Raw genomic sequence first — 15,955 nt, forward strand, 5'->3', positions numbered from 1 at the left:
GTCTGGAAGACACCCATGTACGCCACCGGCACCATGCTGCGGCAGTCCGCCGCGCTCGCCGCCGACATCGAGGACCTGACAGGGCCGGTCGCCTCCCGGGCGGGGCAGGCGCTGGCAACCGTGCCCGGCGAGGCCCTGCGGCGGGTGGTCCTCGTCGGCAGCGGCGACTCCCATCACGCCGGCCGCGCCGCCCAGTTGGCCTTCGTACGCCTGGCCGGCCTGCCCTGCGAGGCGCTCGGCACCCAGCAGTTCCTCGACTACGGCATGCTCGGCCCGGCCGGCCCGAACGCCGCCACCCTCGTGGTCGCGGTGTCCGCCTCGGGCAGCAGCCCGCGGCTGGTGACCACCGTGCGGCGCGCCCGCGACCACGGCTTCCCGACCCTGGCCGTCACCGGCCGTGCGGGCAGCGCCCTCGGCGAGGCGGCGGGGCGGGAGGTGGCGGCCGCACTCGGCCTGACGGAGCGCAGCCCCGGCATCCGCACCTACCAGGCCAGCCTGCTCGCCCTGCTGCTGCTCGCCGTGCGGCTGGGCGGCGTACGCCGCGCGTTGCCCGGCAGCGGCCCGGCGGCGGAGGACGCCCTGGTGGCGGAGCTCGCGGCCACCGCGGACGCGGTACGCGCCACCGCGGACGCCGCCGACGCGCCCTGCCGCGAGCTGGCGGCGCGGCTGACGGAGGCCGGACGGCCGTGGACCCCCCTCGTCCTCGCGGGCACCGGCCCGGCCGCCGGCACCGCGATGTACGCCGCGGCCAAGGTGGTGGAGGCCGCCGGGCTGCCCGCCTACGCCCAGGACCTGGAGGAGTACTGGCACATCGAGCGGTTCGCCGACCCCGCCGACGCACCGCTGGTCGTCCTCGCGCCGCCGGGCCTCGGCCACCCGCGGGCGGCCGAACTCGCCGCCGCGGCAACGGAGCGCGGGCGGCGGGTCATCGCGGTCACCGATCCGGACGACACCGCCCTGACCACTACCGCCTGGCACACCGTGCCGGTCGCCGGGACGGCCCGCGAGGAGTGGTCCCCGCTGACCGGCCACGTCTTCGCCGGGCTCCTCGGCGCCCGGCTCGCCGACCGGCTGGACCGTGCCCCCTTCTCCGGCGGCGGCCCGGGCTGACCGGACCGGCGCCGCGCCCACGCAGCACGACGACATCCACCGCGGCGGGACGGCCGCGGCCGACGGCGCCCCGCACGGGGCACCGCGCACACCACCACGGGAGGCTGGCATGACCGACCATCACACGGCACCACCGGAGCCGACGGCACCCGGCCGGGTCCGGGCCGTCGTCACCGAGGAGTGGAGCGGGGCGCTCGGCCTGCCGCGGTCCCCGCAACTCCGCGGCGACGAGGACTTCTTCGAGATCGGTGGCAACTCCATGCAGGCCATCGTCATGCTCGACCGCATCGGGGCCCGGCTGGCGGTGGAACCCTCGGTGGAGGCGCTCTACCTGGACGGCACCCTCGACGCCCTCGTCGAGCACTGCGAGGACGTCGTCAGGGAAGAGCACCGGGCCGGCCACGTGACCGGCGGACGGGACACCGGACCGCGATGACCCTGCTACCCGGAAGCCGGCAGAGCCCGGTCGCCGCCCTGCCCGGCACCGGCCGTCCGGCCGCGGACCTGGCCGGCGAGCTGGCCGCCCTGCGGACCGCCTGGCGGGTACCGGGTGCCGCCGTCACCGTCGTGCACGGCGACGACGCGGCCGTCCTCGTCGACGGCACCCGCGACCCCTCCTCCGGCGCCCCGCTGACCGCGCGCACCCTCTTCCCCCTCGGGTCGCTCACCAAGAGCCTCATCGCCGCCCTGCTCGCCCGGCTCGTCGAACAGGGCCGCACCGACTGGGAGACCGGCCGACTGACCGATGTGCTGCCGCACGGCGCGCCGCGCGGCGGCTACACCCTGACCCAACTGCTCACCCATTCCTCCGGACTGCCCTCGTACGACATGCTGTTGGCCGGCTGCGCCGACACCGCGCCCGGCGAGGCGGCCCGGGACCGGCTGCCGCACCTGGTGACGGCCCGCCCGCCCGGCGGCGACCGGTTCTCCTACAGCGACCTGGCCTACGTACTCGCCTGCCACCTCGCCGAGGAGGCCACCGGCCGGCCCTGGCACCGGCTCACCGGGGACCTCCTCGCCGACCTCGGCGTGCACGACCCCGGCCCCGCCGGGCACGCCGCGCACGGCTACGAGCCGGACGGGAACGGCGGGTTCACCGACGCCGGCACGCCCCCGCTCTCCGGGCTCTCCACCGCCATCTCCGGCATCCGGGCGAGCGCCGAGGACATGGTCGCGGTGCTCCGCTTCCACCTGTCCGGGCACGGCGCGCGCGGCCGGCTGCTGGGCGGGACCGTCCTGGAACACCTGCGCACCCCGCGCATGCCCGCCCCGACGACCTCCGCCAACCACCCGGCGTCGGTGGCCGCGGACGGCTACGGATACGGCTGGCTGGTCGGCCGCTACCACGGCGAACGGGCCCTGGTGCACAGCAGCAGCGTCGGCGCGCTGCGCGGCATGACGGTCGTGCTGCCCGGCCGCGACCTGGCCGTCAACGTCTTCTGCAACACCGGCGTGCGGCACTCCCCGGGCCGTGCTCACTGCTGCTTCCGCTGCGCCGTGGCGTTCTGCCTGATCGACGCGCTGAGCGGCCGGGAGACCGGAACGGAGCGCCGGCTGCCGGCCGGCGAGCCCGAGCGGATGGCCGCGGCCGCGCCGGGGCCGGCGGCGGACCTGGACTCCCTGGCGACGCTGCCGGGCACGTACCACCACCCCGGCTTCGGTGACCTGTGCATCGCACCGGACGCGTCAGGCGCGGGCGCGGTGTTCCGGTACGGGCCCGTGGCGGGCCCGGTGCGGCGCACCGCACGCGGCGCCCTGTTCACGACGTGCCCGGCCGACCCGGGCCCGGTCGCGCTCACCCCCCTGGACCCGGACCGCGTCGCGGTGCGGATGGAACGCTCCGTTCCGGCCTTCGAGTTCACCCGGACGGCGGCGTCATGACGGCGGGCGGCACCGCCGCGCCCCACGACCACCGGCCACCGACAAGCCCCGTGCACGCCTTGCGTGTCCCCTCCGAAAGGTGTCAGTGCCATGACGTATTACACGCGTGAGTTCTCCGTCTTCTTCGAGAGCTTCTACACCGGCTGGGTCCGCCACTACTCACCACGGCTCGCCACCTTCCTGCGCGAGTCGGCGCCCGACACCCGGTCCGTCCTGGACCTGTGCTGCGGCACGGGCGTCACCGCGGAAGTGCTGTGCGACGAGGGGTGGCGGGTCACCGGCGTGGACCGCTCCCCGGGCATGCTCGACGTGGCACGGCGCAAACTCGGCGGCCTCATGGACAGCGGCCATCTCCGGCTGTCGGAACAGGACGCCCGGGACTTCTCCCTCCCCGAGCCGGTCGACGCCGCCGTCTGCCTGGACGGCGCCCTCAACCACCTCGACGCCCCCGGCGACCTGGAGCGCTGCTTCCACCGGGTCGGCGCCGCCCTGGCGGACGGCGGACAGTTCCTGTTCGACGTCTTCGAGACCTCGCACTTCCGCCACTGGGACAACCTCACGCTGCTCGACGAGGACGCCGCCGTGATCGCCAAGAGGGGGGTCTGGGACGCGGAATCCGGCACCGGCATGCTGCGGGTCTCCGGGGTCGTGGAGGAGGACGGCCGGCCGTACCGGGTGAACCAGACCCTGCGCAGCCGCTACTACGGGCCGGACGAGATCACCACCGCCCTCAAGAGCGCCGGACTCACCCCGGCGGACCACGACATCGAGGCGTCCTACGTCAAGTGCGAGTCGGGGTCCTGCTCCAGGACGCCGGCTCCCTGCCGCACCATCTACCGCGCCGTGAAGTCCCCCTCCCGGTAAGGGGACAGGGGACCCGGGCCGGTTGCACCGATCGCACAAGGAGAGTTCGCATGACCGAGTTCATGAAGTTCACCCCCGACGACGAAAACGAGGTCCATGACGTGGTGGACTTCAATGACCCGGGGCGATGTCATGTCACACCCGTCATCCAGCTGCCCGCCGAGATCTCCCTCGCCATCACCGACGCCCTGGGCGGAGTGGTGCGCGCCGCGCACCGCACCCCGGCCGCGACCACCCAGAACGGGGACGGCATCCAGCGCGCCCAGACCTTCGAGGAGGGTGACGTCTACATGCTGGACGCCCCCTTCGACGGGTTCTTCGCCGACCGCTACCTCATGGACTTCTACGACGTCATCGACCGGGACATCTGCTCCCGGATGCATCTGCACACCGGGCTGCGCTTCGTCCGCATGATGACCGGCCCCGGCACCCGCATCCGGGTGTCCAGCCTCTCGCCCATCGACGTGACCCACATCGAGGGCGTCACACCGTTCCGGCCGGAGGTGTTCGAGGATGCCGCCCCCGACGCACCCGACGGCGTGCACCGCACCCGCTACAACCTGGTCGTCCCGGAGAACTCCTGGGCGGACATGCAGATCCCGCGCGGCGTCAGCCACCAGTTCAACGCGCACGGCCCGCACGCCGTCATCGACTCGGTGCACCCCGAGGAGTCCATCGAGACGTTCCGTGAGCGCATCAGCGGCTACAAGATGATGGCCCAGACGATATTCCTCGCCAAGGAACAGCCGGCCTCCGAAGCCTGCAAGCTCGACTGAGCCGCCCCGCCCGCCGGCAGCCGCGGTGAACCCGCGGCTGCCGGCGGGCGGTGGCACGGTCCCTCAGCCGGGGCCGGGGGAGAGGCGCCGGGCCATGACGCGTTCCCGGCCGCCGTCCGGCAGCACGTCGCCGAGCTGCCCGGTGTCCGCGAAACCGTGGCGCCGGTACAGCGCGACCGCGTGCGCGTTCCCCGGCGTGACCGCGAGCTCCACCACCTCGGCCCGCTCCCGCTCGGCCCACCCCACGACCGCCTCGATCAGACGGTCGCCCACGCCGCGTCCCCGGGCCTTCGGGGCGACCCACAGGGAGATCAGCTCGACGACGCCGTCCCGCGGTCCGGGGATCCCGCTGACCAGGCCGGCCGGCTCCCCGTCCCACAGCGCGAGGAGGTTGTGGGAGCCGGGAATGCCCAGCCGGCCACGCCACCGCTCCTCCCGGTCGCCGTCCCCCTGCCAGTCCGCCAGCGTGGACCCGAAGGCGTACGGCGCCTCCGCGAGCGCGGCCAGCCTCAGCTCGCGCCAGCCGCCCCAGTCGTCCGGTGTCAGTACCACCAACTCGATCATGCCCGGAGACTGCCCCGGAACGGGCGCCGCCGGCAACTCCGTATCCGCGCCGTACGGGTCCGGCGTCCGGCGGCGGCGCCGCCCACCGGGGGGTGCCTCACGGCAGCAGGGTGTCGAGGAAGGCGTTGGAGAACACCCGTGCCGGATCATAGGAGTTGAGGGTCTCCCGGGCGGTGCGCCACTCGTCGAACGCGGCCGGCACGGCCCCGGCCAGCACCGCGGGGTCGGTCCACGGCCCGCCGTCCGTATAGGCCCATCCCTTGGACCACTCGGGGCGCACGGTCGCGTAGCCACCGGTGTACGTCCGCCAGATCCACTGCTCCATCTCGCGGAAGAAGGGCGCCGCGCCGGGCGTGCCGGGATACGTGGCGAAGTCCAGCCACACCACCGTGTCCCACTCGGGGTGGTCGGCCCGGGCCCGGGCCGGGGAGAGCAGCGGACCGTCGACCGGATCGGTACCGGTGATGCGCAGCTCGATCGGACCGTTGACGGGATACGAACCACGCCCCTGGTAGGACGTCAGCAACTTCTGGTACTGGGCGTGGAAGTCGCTCACCACGCGCTGCACCTGGCTCCGGGAGGTCAGCACCGCCCACCCCGCCTCGACGATCCGCAGGGTGGTGGGCTCGACGTACAGCAGGCTGTTCCTCGACCACCCCCAGACGTCCCAGGTGCCGGTGACGATCAGCCCCGACCCGACGATGGACATGGCGAGCTTGGTGAAGGCCGGCGTACGGTCGCCCCCGCCCGCCGCGATCTCCCCGAGGAGCTTCGACATGTCCTCGGTGACCCGGTTGGCGAAGCTGTACGGGTACGGCGCGTCGATCCGTTTGGCCAGCAGGGGCTTGGTCGGTGCCACGCTCCAGACCTTCAGCCACGGCACGTCCGTGAACGGGAACCAGATCGCCTCGACGCGGCCGGTGCGCTCCACGTAGGAGCTGAGCGTCCGCCCGCCCGTGCCGGGCGCGCCGAAGACCGTGCCCACGTTGACGTCGTACCAGTTCTGGCACCGCATACGGGTGTTGGTGGCGGCGGTCAGCGTCACCTCGGTGACGAAGGCGCGGCCCAGATGGACGAGGAAGGCGCGGAGGCCGGGGTCGGAGCGGGTGAAGGTCCGCAGCACGTAGCGGCCCTGCGCCGCGTCCCACACCACCGCGGTGAGCGAGCTGACCAGCGAGCTGAGCGTGCCGAAGCCGGAACCGGCCGGCGGCTGTTCGGCGGCGGTGGGCAGCCCGGTGCCGTGGGCGCCGATCGCGAGCACCCCGCCCACGGTGAGGTCACCCGGCGCCGGCATGGTGGCGAGGCCGAGCCCCGCCTCCTCCAGGCGGGCGAGAACGGTGTCGAGGGTCGCCCCGGTCTGCGCGGTGACGCTCCCCGGGCTGCCGTCGCGCACGCTGACCGCGGTGAGGTGGGAGGTGGTGTCGACGAGGACGGTGCGGGAGGTGTCGGCGCCGGCTGGTAACACCAGCGGCGACCAGGTGTGGCCCTTGCCCCGGGCCCGCAGCCGGTAGCCGTGCCCGTGCGCCCAGTTGGCGAGGGCCACCACGTCGTCGGGGGTGCGGGCCGAGGCGGTCCAGACGTTCTCGACGACGATCTCCAACGACCAGTTGCGGAAGGTCTGTTGGGCGAGCGGGATGCCGGCCGGGAAGTCGGGCGGCGGGGTGAGGGTGGACGCGGCGCTGCCCGCGGGGATGCCGGGGGCGGTGCGCGGTCCGGCCGTCGCGGCGAGTCCCGCGGCGGCCGCGGTGAGCAGTGTGCGACGGGTGAGGGAGCTTCTGCGAGCGCTGTCGTCGGACATGGCTGTCCTTCCGGCGCGCGGCGCGCCGGCCCCGCTGCACCGCGCACGGATCGTAGGGGTGAGACCGTACGAGCGCCCCGGTGCGGTGGGGGTGCCGGAAGGGTAGGGTGACGGGCCGTCAGTAGCAAGGGTCGTGCGGCAGGCGGCGTTGCGGAGCGGTGCCTACCGCCGCCAGATCCTGCGGTACGCCGCGCGGTAGCCGGGCGGGTCCCAGGTGGTGGCCCCGCCGCTGTTGGCGGCCGTGGAGAGGTGTACGGGCGCGACGTAGCCGCTGTCGGGTCGGCCGGCGAAGGCGCGGTTGAACTCGTCGAGGATCTGCCAGCCCTGCTGGGAGAACGGCTCGGGCACGGTGGCGGCCTGGAACTGCCGGCTGTTGATCCGTTGGAAGGCGGACGGATCGCCGTCCCCGGCACCGACGTTGAAGGGCGGACCGGCGCCCTTCTTCCGGGCCGCGCGCAGGGCCGGGGCGGCATCGGCGAAGTACACGTCGTTGATGGCGACGGAGTGCGTCCACCGGTCCCCGAACCGGGAGAGCAGGGACGAGACCTCCTGGGGGGTGCGGCTGCTGGTGTCCGGGAGCGGGATGTTCTCCTCCGCCAGCAGCCTCAGGCCGCGGCAGCTGGCGAGATCCTTCTTGATCAGCTCGGACTTGTTCCTGGCGAACGGGATCGAGGCATCGGTGAACACCACCACTCCGGCGGTGCCGCGGGAGTGTGCGATCACCCAGTCCGCGCTGATCCGCGCGACGTCCTGGACCCTGGTGGTGATGTTGGTGAAGAGTGCGGGGTCCTTGCTCGGGCCGGGGGAGTCGACCGCGTGCCAGCCGATGAGCGGAAGGTGCTCCGCCTCGGCCCGCGCGACCTGCTGCGCCGTCAGACCGGGGTCGAAGCCGCCGATCACGATGCCCGACGGGCGGAGGGCGACGGCCTGGCTGAACGCCGCCTGGATCCCGGCGGGGGTGCCCTGGCCGTCGATCACCCGGACCCGCCAGCCGATGACCTTCGCCCCCTGCGCCATGCCCCTGGCCGCGCCCGCGACACCGGGGTTGTTCATGCTCTGCGCGACGTAGACGATGTCCTTGCCGGAGGCCGCCGGGGGGCCGGTGGTCGGGCCGTGCCAGGCGGAGCGGATCTGCTGGGCCCGCTGTACGGACTGCCGTGCGCCGGCCAGGACGGTGGGACAGCCGTCGCGGGCCGGTCCGGGCGAGTACGGTCCGGCGCCGGCCGACGTGCCCCGCTCGCAGCCGAGCAGGGCGGTGGCCGCCACCACCAGCAGGACGGCGCCGTTCCGGGCGGCCTTGCGGGAGGGGTGCACGGATGCTCCTTGCGGAAGGACGAGGGGGGCAACGGGGGGAGCGTGACGCGGGGCGGTCAGGGGGCCTGCGGGGCTCCTGGAGCTCCCGGGTCCGGCGGGGCTTCCGGAGCGGTGGTGGACCGGCGGCGGCGCAGCTGCCGGCGCGCGGCATAACCGGCCAGCCCGACGGCGATCAGCAGGGTCACGCCGTTGAACAGCGGGGTGACCCAGAACTGGGCGCCGAGTTGGCCGATACCGGCGAGGCCGACGGCGAGGACGCTGACGGCCACCAGGGTGCCCAGGGCGTTCGGGCGGCCTGGCCGGATCGCGGTGGAGCCGAGCAGGGCGCCGACGAACGCCGGCAGCAGGTAGTCCAGGCCGACGCTGGGGTTGCCGATCCGCTGCTGCGCGGCGAGCAGGAAACCGGCGATGCCGACCAGCAGGCCCGAGCCGGCGAAGGCGAGGACGACGTACCGCCGGGCGGGGATGCCGACCAGCTCCGCGGCGCGGGGATTCGAGCCGATGACGTACAGGTACCGGCCGAGCGGCAGCCGTTCCAGCAGCACCCACAGCGCGGCGGTCAGGGCGAGGACGTAGAAGGCGGGGACGGGCAGGCCGAGGAACCGCGAGTCGTACAGGTCGGTGAAGGCGGCCGGCAGGCCGAGCGGCCCGGGCACGATGCGCGCTCCGTTGGTGATCCAGCCGGTGACGGCGTACATGATGCTGCCGGTGCCCAGGGTGGCGATAAAAGAGTTGATCTTCGCGAATTCCACGACGACACCGTTGAAGGTGCCGACCAGCGCCCCGCCGGCGGCCACCACCAGGCAGACCGGCGGCCAGGGCCACCCCTCGTTGACGAGGAGCTGCATGGTCATGACGTGCCCGAGCCCGAGGCCGTAGCCGAGGGACAGGTCGAACTTGCCGGTGGCGATGGGGATCATCGCGCCGAGCGCCAGGATCGCGGGGATCGACTGGTTGGACAGCACGGCGGAGATGTTGTCCAGGGTGGGGAAGGTGTCCGGCAGGGCGAGCGAGAAGGCCAGGAACAGCAGGGCGGTCAGGGCCAGCAGGCCGTAGGCGCCGACGAGGTGTCCGATGCGGTGGACCGGCCAGGAGCGGGGGGAGCGGGCCACGGTCACGTCGTCCCGGTGAGGGCGGGCATCGCCGAGGACGCACGGGTGAGCCCGCCCACGGTCAGGGACGTACCGCTCAGCTCCGCCGTCAGCGCCCCGCGGACGAACACCAGCGCCCGGTGGCACACCTCGGCGACCTCCTCGAAGTCGGTGGACAGCAGCAGCACGGCGAGGCCGTCGTCCAGCGCGTCCTGCAGCAGGCGGTAGAGCGCCGCCTTGGCACCCACGTCCACCCCCGCGGTCGGCTCTTCGAGGATCAGCAGCCGCCGGCTCGTGCGCAGCCCCCTGCCGACCAGCACCTTCTGCTGGTTCCCGCCGGAGAGGGTGGCGATCGGCGCCTCGGTGTCCCCGGGGTGCACCGAGAAGCGCCGGACCAGGGCCGCGGCCTCGGCCCGCTCACGCCGCGGGCTGACCCAGCGCCAGGCCGGCCGCCCGGCCGCCCGGGGGTTGGCCAGGAAGTTCTCCCGTACGGTCAGTTCGGCGGCGCAGCCCTCCTCCTGGCGGTTGCTGGTCACCAGGCCCACGCCGGACGCGACGGCCGCCGCGACCGAACGCGGCGCGTACGGCCGCCCGTCGAGCAGCGCCCGGCCGCCCAGCAGCGGCCCGGAACCGGCGAGCGCGCGGCCCAGTTCCCGGTGTCCGGCGCCGGTGAGGCCGACCATGCCGAGGATCTCCCCGGCGTGCACGTCCAGGCTGACCGGCGCGGTGTTCTCGGTACGGACCCCGCGCAGGCCCAGGACGACCGGGCCGGCGGCCGGGGCGAACCGGTGGCCGCCCGGGTAGTGGCCCACGATGTCCCGCACCAGCCGCGCCGGGCTGTGGCCGGCGAGCGGGCCCCGGCGCACGACGCGACCGTCGCGCAGCACGGCGAAGGAGTCGGCGACCCGGTACACCTCGTCCAGCCGGTGGGTGACGTGCACGACGGCGTGGCCCCGGTCGCGCAGGGCGTGCAGCACGTCGAAGAGCCGGGCGCAGTCCGCGGCCGGCAGACTGGCGGTCGGTTCGTCGAGGACGAGGAGTTCGGCGTCGGTGGCCAGCGCGCGGGCGATGGCCACCAGCGAGCGTTCGGCCCGCGGGAGGCCGGCGAGGGGGGCGCCCGGGTCGAGGTGCGCGGCGACGAGGTCCAGCGCCGCCGCGCCCCGCCGGCGGGTCGCCCGCCAGGACACCAGCCCCGCCCGGCGCGGATAGCCGGTGCCCAGCGCGATGTTCTCGGCCACCGTCATCCACTCGACCAGTCCCAGGTCCTGGTGGATGAACGCCATGGTGCGGGAGGCCGCTTCGCTGCCGAGCGGATGCCCGGCGACCGTCACCTCGCCCTCGTCCGCGCGGTGGACGCCCGCGAGCACCTTGATGAGCGTGGACTTGCCGGCGCCGTTGGGCCCGAGCAGGGCGAGGACGCTGCCCGCGTGGATGTCGAGGTCGACCGAGTCCAGCGCGACGGTGCCGCCGAACCGCTTGCCGAGACCGCGTATGCGGACGAGGGGCGCGGGGCCGTGGCGGGACGGAGCGTGGTTCTCGGGAGCGTCGTGCACGGACTTCTCCGGGGGTCGGCCTCGGGTTCTTCCCGACGGCATCGGCAGTGCCGCTGAGGGCTGTGACCGGTGAACGCGTCGCGGTGTTCCTCGCGGCGCACACCACCTGCTACCGCCTTTCCGTCATGCTACGACCCCCTTTGGCCGTGATGCCGGACGGAATGTCAGATGGCGGGAATGTCGTGGAGATACCTTTCGGCGGCGTCGGACCGGCCGCCGGTCGCGTCGAGCGCGCACTCCGCCCAGATCACCTTCCCGTCGGCGGTGTAGCGCGTCCCCCAGGTCTGGGCGAGCTGGGCGACGAGGAACAGGCCGCGGCCGCCCTCGTCCGTGGTGGCCGCCCGGCGCAGATGCGGAGCGGTGCTGCTGGTGTCGGCGACCTCGCAGGTCAGCGTGCGGTCGTGGAGCAGCCGCACCTGGATGGGGCCGCTGCCGTAGCGGATGGCGTTGGTGACCAGCTCACTGAGCAGCAGTTGGGCGGCGTACACGACCTCGTCCAGTCCCCATTCGGACAGCCGGCGGGTGACGGCGGCCCGGATGTCGCGGACGCGTGCCGGGTCGGTGGGCAGCTCCCAGGTGGCGATCCGGCCGGGCGGCAGGGCGTGGGTACGGGCGACGAGCAGGGCGATGTCGTCCGCCGGATGCAGCGGCACCACGCTGTGGCACACCGCGTCACAGGTGTCCTCCGGCGCGCGGTTCGGCTGCGCCAGGACCCGCCCCAGCTGGTCGAGCGCCGTGTCGAGGTCGCGCCGCCGGCCCGCGACGAGCCCGTCGGTGTAGAGGACGAGCTGACTGCCCTCGGGGAGGTGGAACGAGGCGGTTTCGAACGGCAGGCCGCCCAGCCCCAGCGGCGGTCCCGCGGGCAGCTCGGGAAAGGTGACCGAGCCGTCCGGGGCGACCAGCGCGGGCGGCGGGTGGCCGGCCCGGGCCATGAAGCACTGCTGCGCGGCGGGGTCGTAGATGGCGTACAGGCAGGTCGCGCCGATGATGCCGGTGCCGTCGGCGGAGGGGTCCTCGAATCCCTCGTCCCGGTCGAGACGCCCCACCAGATTGTCGAGGTGCGTCAGGAGTTCGTCCGGTGCGAGGTCCAGTTCGGCGAAGTTGCGTGCCGCGGTGCGCAGCCGGCCCATGGTGGCGGCGGCGTGCAGGCCGTGGCCGACGACGTCCCCGACGAGGAGGGCGACGCGCGCGCTCGACAGCGGAATGACGTCGAACCAGTCGCCGCCCACGCCCGACTCGGCCGGCAGGTACCGGTGGGCGACCTCGACGGCGTTCTGCTCGGGGAAGCTGTGCGGGAGCAGGCTGCGCTGGAGGGCCAGCACCATGGAGTGCTCACGGGTGTAACGGCGGGCGTTGTCAATGCAGATGGCGGCGCGGGTGGCGAGCTCCAGGGCCAGGGAGCGGTCGTCGTCCCCGTAGGGTGCCGGGTCCCGCGAGCGGTAGAAGCTCGCGACGCCCAGGGCGATGCCGCGGGCGAGGAGCGGCACGGCGACGAGGGAGTGCACCCCGTGGTCGAGAATGCTCCGGGCGTGCTCGGGGTTCTGCGCGATCCACCCCGCGGCGCTGCTCAGCTCGGGTTCGAGCACCGGCTGGCCGTCGGCCAGGGCGCGCAGCTGCGGCGTGGTGGAGCGCAGCTCGACCCGTTCGCCGGCCGGGTAGAAGGGGCAGTCCGGGCGAAAGCCGTGCACCACGGTGCGGTGCAGTCCGGTACGGGGGTCGCGGGGCTCCTCGCCGCGCAGCACCGTGGGGGAGAGGTCGATGGTGACGAAGTCGGCCAGGCGCGGGACGGCCATCTCGGCGAGTTCCCGGGCGGTGCCGGCCACGTCCAGGGTGGTGCCGATGCGGGTGCTGGCCTCGGACAGCAGCTCCAGACGGCGCCGGGCGGCCACCGCGTACCTGCCCACTTCCGGCTCGCCCACCATGATCAGCCCGCCGGGCCCCCGGCCGGTGGCGTCGCCGGCCGTGCCGGGCGTCCGGGCCGTCGTGACGGGGCGGCCGGTCACACCGTCCGGGCTCCGCAGCGGCGGCCGGCCGGTGGGCGCCGCCGGCTGCTGCGCCGGCCCGCCGGCCGGTGCCTGGGTGTCGACAGGGACGGCGAGGCCCTGACCGGGGGCGAAGACCGCCTCGATCGCGACGCCCTCCACCCCGGAGGGGCTGGTCACCGGGTGGCTCAGCAGGGTGACCTGCCGGCCGCCGGGCAGCCACACGTCGACGGCGGCCCGCTGGGCCGCGGAGATCAGACCGGCGGCGTGCTCCTTCAGGACCGTCTCGTCCCGCCGGTCCAGGCCGCGCGCGGAGAGATCGGCCGGCTGCCCGTCCGCGGCGGTCGAGCCGGCCGGTACGCGGCGCTGCCTGGCGTCGAGGTACGCCTGCAGCAGGGCACGCTCACGCGCCGAACTCTGCTGCAGCAACCGCCGTTCGATGGCGCCGGCCGCCCTCCGGATCAGCAGGTTCAGCTCCGCGTCCGCCTCCGCGTCGGTGAGGGGGTAGCCGAAGCAGAGAATGCCCTCGATCCGCCCACTGAGCGGGTCCCGTACGGGAATTGCCGAGCAGGCGTTCGTCTGGGAGCGCTCCGCGAAGTGCTCGGCACCGTAGACGTTGATCAGCTGTCGTTCCGCCAGGGCGAGGCCGATGCCGTTGGTGCCGGCGAACTGCTCGGCGAACACGAAGCCCGGGACGCTCTGGATCGCGGCCAGCTGCCGGACCATCGCGGGGCTGCCGAACCGGCGTTGCAGCACCGCCCCGTTTCCGTCGGCGAGCGACACGTTCATGTTCATCCCGGCGAAGCGCGCCTCCAGGCGGTCCAGTACGGGCCGGGCGGCGCTGACGAGCCGGCCCTCCAGGTCGATGTCCGGGCGGTAGGGCAGGTCGCAGGTTTCCGGTGAGAGCCCCAGCTCCTGGGAACGCTGCCACGAGCTGAGGATCGGGCTGCGTACGGCCCCCTCGACCGTCCCGCCGCGGAGGAACTGCTCACGGACGCGCGCGGGGCCGCTGCCCACACCCACGACCCCCATCCGAACCACTTCCCTCATCGGTCCGGGCCCGGCCGCCCGTACGCCGGAGCGGCTGTGCCATTGGCCCCAATTGTAGATGTTTGTACATCTCGCGGCTGATCACGAAGGCGGGCGGGAGGCGTGCCGACCGCCCCGCCCCGGACCCGCGGCCACCGCGCGGCGGCCGGTCACAGGACCGCGACCGGAGTGACCGGTGAGCCGGTCCCACCGGGGACGTTCAGGGGCGCCACCACCAGCAGGAACGCGTAACGGCCGGTCTCGCCGCCGGCCACCGAGAGCGCCTCCAGATCGAGGTTGTCCAGCAGCGGCACTCCCATCGCCGCGATCGCCAGCGCGTGGACCGGGGAATGCACACCGTCGACCGGCGAGGGCCGTACGTCACTGTCCCCGTCGCCCCCGAGCAGGGCGATGCCGCGCTCCGCCAGCAGCGGCACGGCGTCCACGTGCAGGCCGGCGCTCGCCGCGCCGGGGTCCCAGGCGCCCCGTTCCCGGCGGCGCCGCAGGCCACCGCAGCGCAGCAGCACCGCGTCGCCCTCCTCGATCGTCACGTCCAGCGCCCGCTCCGCGGCCACCAGGTCCGCGGCGTGCACGGCCCGCCCGGGCGCCAGCCAGTCGACCCCCAGCACCCTGGGCAGGTCGAGGAGCACGCCCCTGGTGACGAGGGCGCCGAGCGCGGAGACCGCGCCGAAGCGGGCACCCGCGGCACCGACCAGGTCGCGTGCCGCGCCGCCGTCGTAGAGGCACCCGCGGTAGGCGACGTGGGCCAGCGCGTCCAGGTGGCTGACGGACTTGCCGTGGAAGTCGACGGCGAGGAAGTCCTTGTGGGTGGCCGGCTCCGGCGCCTCCACATCGCCGAGGTCGGACATGTAGTGCAGGGCCGGCCGGCTGTTGTCCGGCCCGGCCACGGTGTCCCAGGGGCGCGCCATCGGGATCACCGTCCCGGTTCGGACCAGCGCCGCGGCCCGCCGGACCCGGTCCGGGGTGATCCGGTTGCAGGCGCCACGGTCGGCGGGGACCCAGCGGCCCCAGGTGCGGACCGACGCGAACAGCGCGTCGAACTCCGCGCGGGAGACGGCCGGCCCGTTGTCCGTCCGGTCCGGCGGCGCCGGCACCCCGCCGGGACTGCCGGTCATCTGCGGCTCCGGCCCATGAGTCTCTCCTCTCCCCACGGTCCGCCGCCCACGGCCTGCCTCCGCCCCCGTGAGCCATCATCCCCCCGGCCGTGGCGTGCCGCAGCGCCCGCGCGGCCACCGCCCGGCGCGGGATGCAGCGCCGGTCGGCACTCCGTAAGCTCGGGTACGGGAGTGCTCGCCGGCGGGCCGGATGCCCTCGGGCACCCTTGCCGCCGCCTTCCTGACGGGGAGCCGTCCGTGACCACACCGCGGGATCTGCTGATCGTCGCCCTGGACGAGAAGTCCAGCCGCCCCCTGGAGCGCGGCGACCTGTCGCTCGCGCTCGCCGGGGCCGAGCTGACCGACCTCCTGAACGCGCAGGCGGTCACCCTGGACGGCGGGCACCTCGTGCCCGGCTACCGGCCCACCATCGCCGACCGCCTCCTGGACGAGGCGGCGGGTGCCCTGGTGGACCGGACGCCGTACGAGTCGGTCGACGACTGGCTGTGGCGCAGGGGTCGCGATCTGTCCACGGCCTACCTCGCGGCCTTCGAGGAGGAGGGGCAGCTCACCCGGCAACGGCGCCACGGCCGGTGGCCCTTCGGCGGTAGCGAGATGGTGCTGGCCGACACCGCCGCCCGGCGCGCCGCGACGGACCGGTGGGCGGCGGAGGAACCCGTCCTGGTCAGCCTCGCGGCGTCCCTCGGCATCGGCGACGAGCGCACCGACAGCCGCCCGGACGTGCCCGAGGGCGCGGTGGCGGCGGTGCTGGGAGCCGTCGACGACGCTCTGCGCCAGCTGGAGTTCGAGCGGCAGCGGCGCGCCCTCGACCAGGCGGCCTTCGACAACGTGTGGCGCGGCCCCGGCGGCGACTGACC

Annotated in this window: 13 protein-coding genes; 6 read left to right on the forward strand and 7 right to left on the reverse strand. The window is 74.4% G+C overall.

All coding sequences use genetic code 11. The features are described 5' to 3' along the window. Positions 1-15: 15 nt before the first annotated feature. From SL103_RS15715 to SL103_RS15735, 5 genes are all read left to right on the forward strand, one after another. Entirely contained in the window at positions 16-1,110 is a 1,095-nt protein-coding gene (locus tag SL103_RS15715) for an SIS domain-containing protein (RefSeq protein ID WP_069569656.1), read from the forward strand. A 109-nt stretch (positions 1,111-1,219) separates the two neighbouring features. Beyond that, positions 1,220-1,546: an acyl carrier protein gene (locus SL103_RS15720; RefSeq protein WP_069569658.1), complete on the forward strand. Its 327-nt coding sequence runs from the start codon at positions 1,220-1,222 to the stop codon at positions 1,544-1,546. Continuing rightward, on the forward strand, positions 1,543-2,991 hold the full coding sequence (locus SL103_RS15725) for a serine hydrolase domain-containing protein (RefSeq protein WP_069569660.1): 1,449 nt from the start codon (positions 1,543-1,545) through the stop codon (positions 2,989-2,991). Before SL103_RS15720 ends, SL103_RS15725 begins: the two co-directional genes overlap by 4 nt. 90 nt (positions 2,992-3,081) lie before the next feature. Continuing rightward, positions 3,082-3,855: a class I SAM-dependent DNA methyltransferase gene (locus tag SL103_RS15730; protein ID WP_069569662.1), complete on the forward strand. Its 774-nt coding sequence runs from the start codon at positions 3,082-3,084 to the stop codon at positions 3,853-3,855. A gap of 50 nt (positions 3,856-3,905) precedes the next feature. Further along, positions 3,906-4,631: a hypothetical protein gene (locus tag SL103_RS15735; protein WP_244303919.1), complete on the forward strand. Its 726-nt coding sequence runs from the start codon at positions 3,906-3,908 to the stop codon at positions 4,629-4,631. 63 nt (positions 4,632-4,694) lie between these two features. Here the strand turns inward: SL103_RS15735 and SL103_RS15740 are convergent, their stop codons facing one another. From SL103_RS15740 to SL103_RS15770, 7 genes are all read right to left on the reverse strand, one after another. After that, on the reverse strand, positions 4,695-5,195 hold the full coding sequence (locus SL103_RS15740; protein WP_069569664.1) for a GNAT family N-acetyltransferase: 501 nt from the start codon (positions 5,193-5,195) through the stop codon (positions 4,695-4,697). A gap of 97 nt (positions 5,196-5,292) precedes the next feature. Then, positions 5,293-6,993 (reverse strand): cholesterol oxidase substrate-binding domain-containing protein, encoded by a 1,701-nt coding sequence (locus tag SL103_RS39230; protein WP_069569666.1) that lies wholly within the window; start codon positions 6,991-6,993, stop codon positions 5,293-5,295. Between the two features lie 162 nt (positions 6,994-7,155). Further along, positions 7,156-8,307, reverse strand: coding sequence for a substrate-binding domain-containing protein (locus tag SL103_RS15750; RefSeq protein WP_069569668.1), 1,152 nt, complete (start codon positions 8,305-8,307; stop codon positions 7,156-7,158). Between the two features lie 56 nt (positions 8,308-8,363). Then, on the reverse strand, positions 8,364-9,425 hold the full coding sequence (locus SL103_RS15755; protein WP_099055422.1) for an ABC transporter permease: 1,062 nt from the start codon (positions 9,423-9,425) through the stop codon (positions 8,364-8,366). Next, positions 9,422-10,951 carry a sugar ABC transporter ATP-binding protein gene (locus SL103_RS15760; protein ID WP_069569670.1) on the reverse strand — a complete coding sequence of 510 codons (1,530 nt, stop codon included), beginning with the start codon at positions 10,949-10,951 and terminating at the stop codon, positions 9,422-9,424. Before SL103_RS15760 ends, SL103_RS15755 begins: the two co-directional genes overlap by 4 nt. A 164-nt stretch (positions 10,952-11,115) precedes the next feature. Beyond that, positions 11,116-13,965, reverse strand: coding sequence for a SpoIIE family protein phosphatase (locus SL103_RS15765; protein ID WP_079145764.1), 2,850 nt, complete (start codon positions 13,963-13,965; stop codon positions 11,116-11,118). Positions 13,966-14,132: 167 nt separating this feature from the next. Further along, entirely contained in the window at positions 14,133-15,098 is a 966-nt protein-coding gene (locus tag SL103_RS15770; RefSeq protein WP_069569674.1) for a cyclase family protein, read from the reverse strand. A 237-nt stretch (positions 15,099-15,335) separates the two neighbouring features. On the opposite strand from SL103_RS15770, the gene SL103_RS15775 reads away from it, so the two are divergent. After that, a complete protein-coding gene (locus SL103_RS15775) occupies positions 15,336-15,953 on the forward strand; it encodes a GOLPH3/VPS74 family protein (protein WP_069569675.1) in 618 nt (205 codons plus the stop codon). Positions 15,954-15,955: the final 2 nt, after the last annotated feature.

The organism is Streptomyces lydicus, assembly GCF_001729485.1.
GTDB lineage: Bacteria > Actinomycetota > Actinomycetes > Streptomycetales > Streptomycetaceae > Streptomyces > Streptomyces lydicus_D.

Bases quoted from the DNA above. Each gene is read 5' to 3' on its own strand.
- SL103_RS15715 (WP_069569656.1), top strand. From the start codon at position 16: ATGTACGCCACCGGCACCATGCTGCGGCAGTCCGCCGCGCTCGCCGCC.
- SL103_RS15720 (WP_069569658.1), top strand. From the start codon at position 1,220: ATGACCGACCATCACACGGCACCACCGGAGCCGACGGCACCCGGCCGG.
- SL103_RS15725 (WP_069569660.1), top strand. From the start codon at position 1,543: ATGACCCTGCTACCCGGAAGCCGGCAGAGCCCGGTCGCCGCCCTGCCC.
- SL103_RS15730 (WP_069569662.1), top strand. From the start codon at position 3,082: ATGACGTATTACACGCGTGAGTTCTCCGTCTTCTTCGAGAGCTTCTAC.
- SL103_RS15735 (WP_244303919.1), top strand. From the start codon at position 3,906: ATGACCGAGTTCATGAAGTTCACCCCCGACGACGAAAACGAGGTCCAT.
- SL103_RS15740 (WP_069569664.1), bottom strand. From the start codon at position 5,195: ATGATCGAGTTGGTGGTACTGACACCGGACGACTGGGGCGGCTGGCGC.
- SL103_RS39230 (WP_069569666.1), bottom strand. From the start codon at position 6,993: ATGTCCGACGACAGCGCTCGCAGAAGCTCCCTCACCCGTCGCACACTG.
- SL103_RS15765 (WP_079145764.1), bottom strand. From the start codon at position 13,965: ATGGGGGTCGTGGGTGTGGGCAGCGGCCCCGCGCGCGTCCGTGAGCAG.
- SL103_RS15770 (WP_069569674.1), bottom strand. From the start codon at position 15,098: ATGACCGGCAGTCCCGGCGGGGTGCCGGCGCCGCCGGACCGGACGGAC.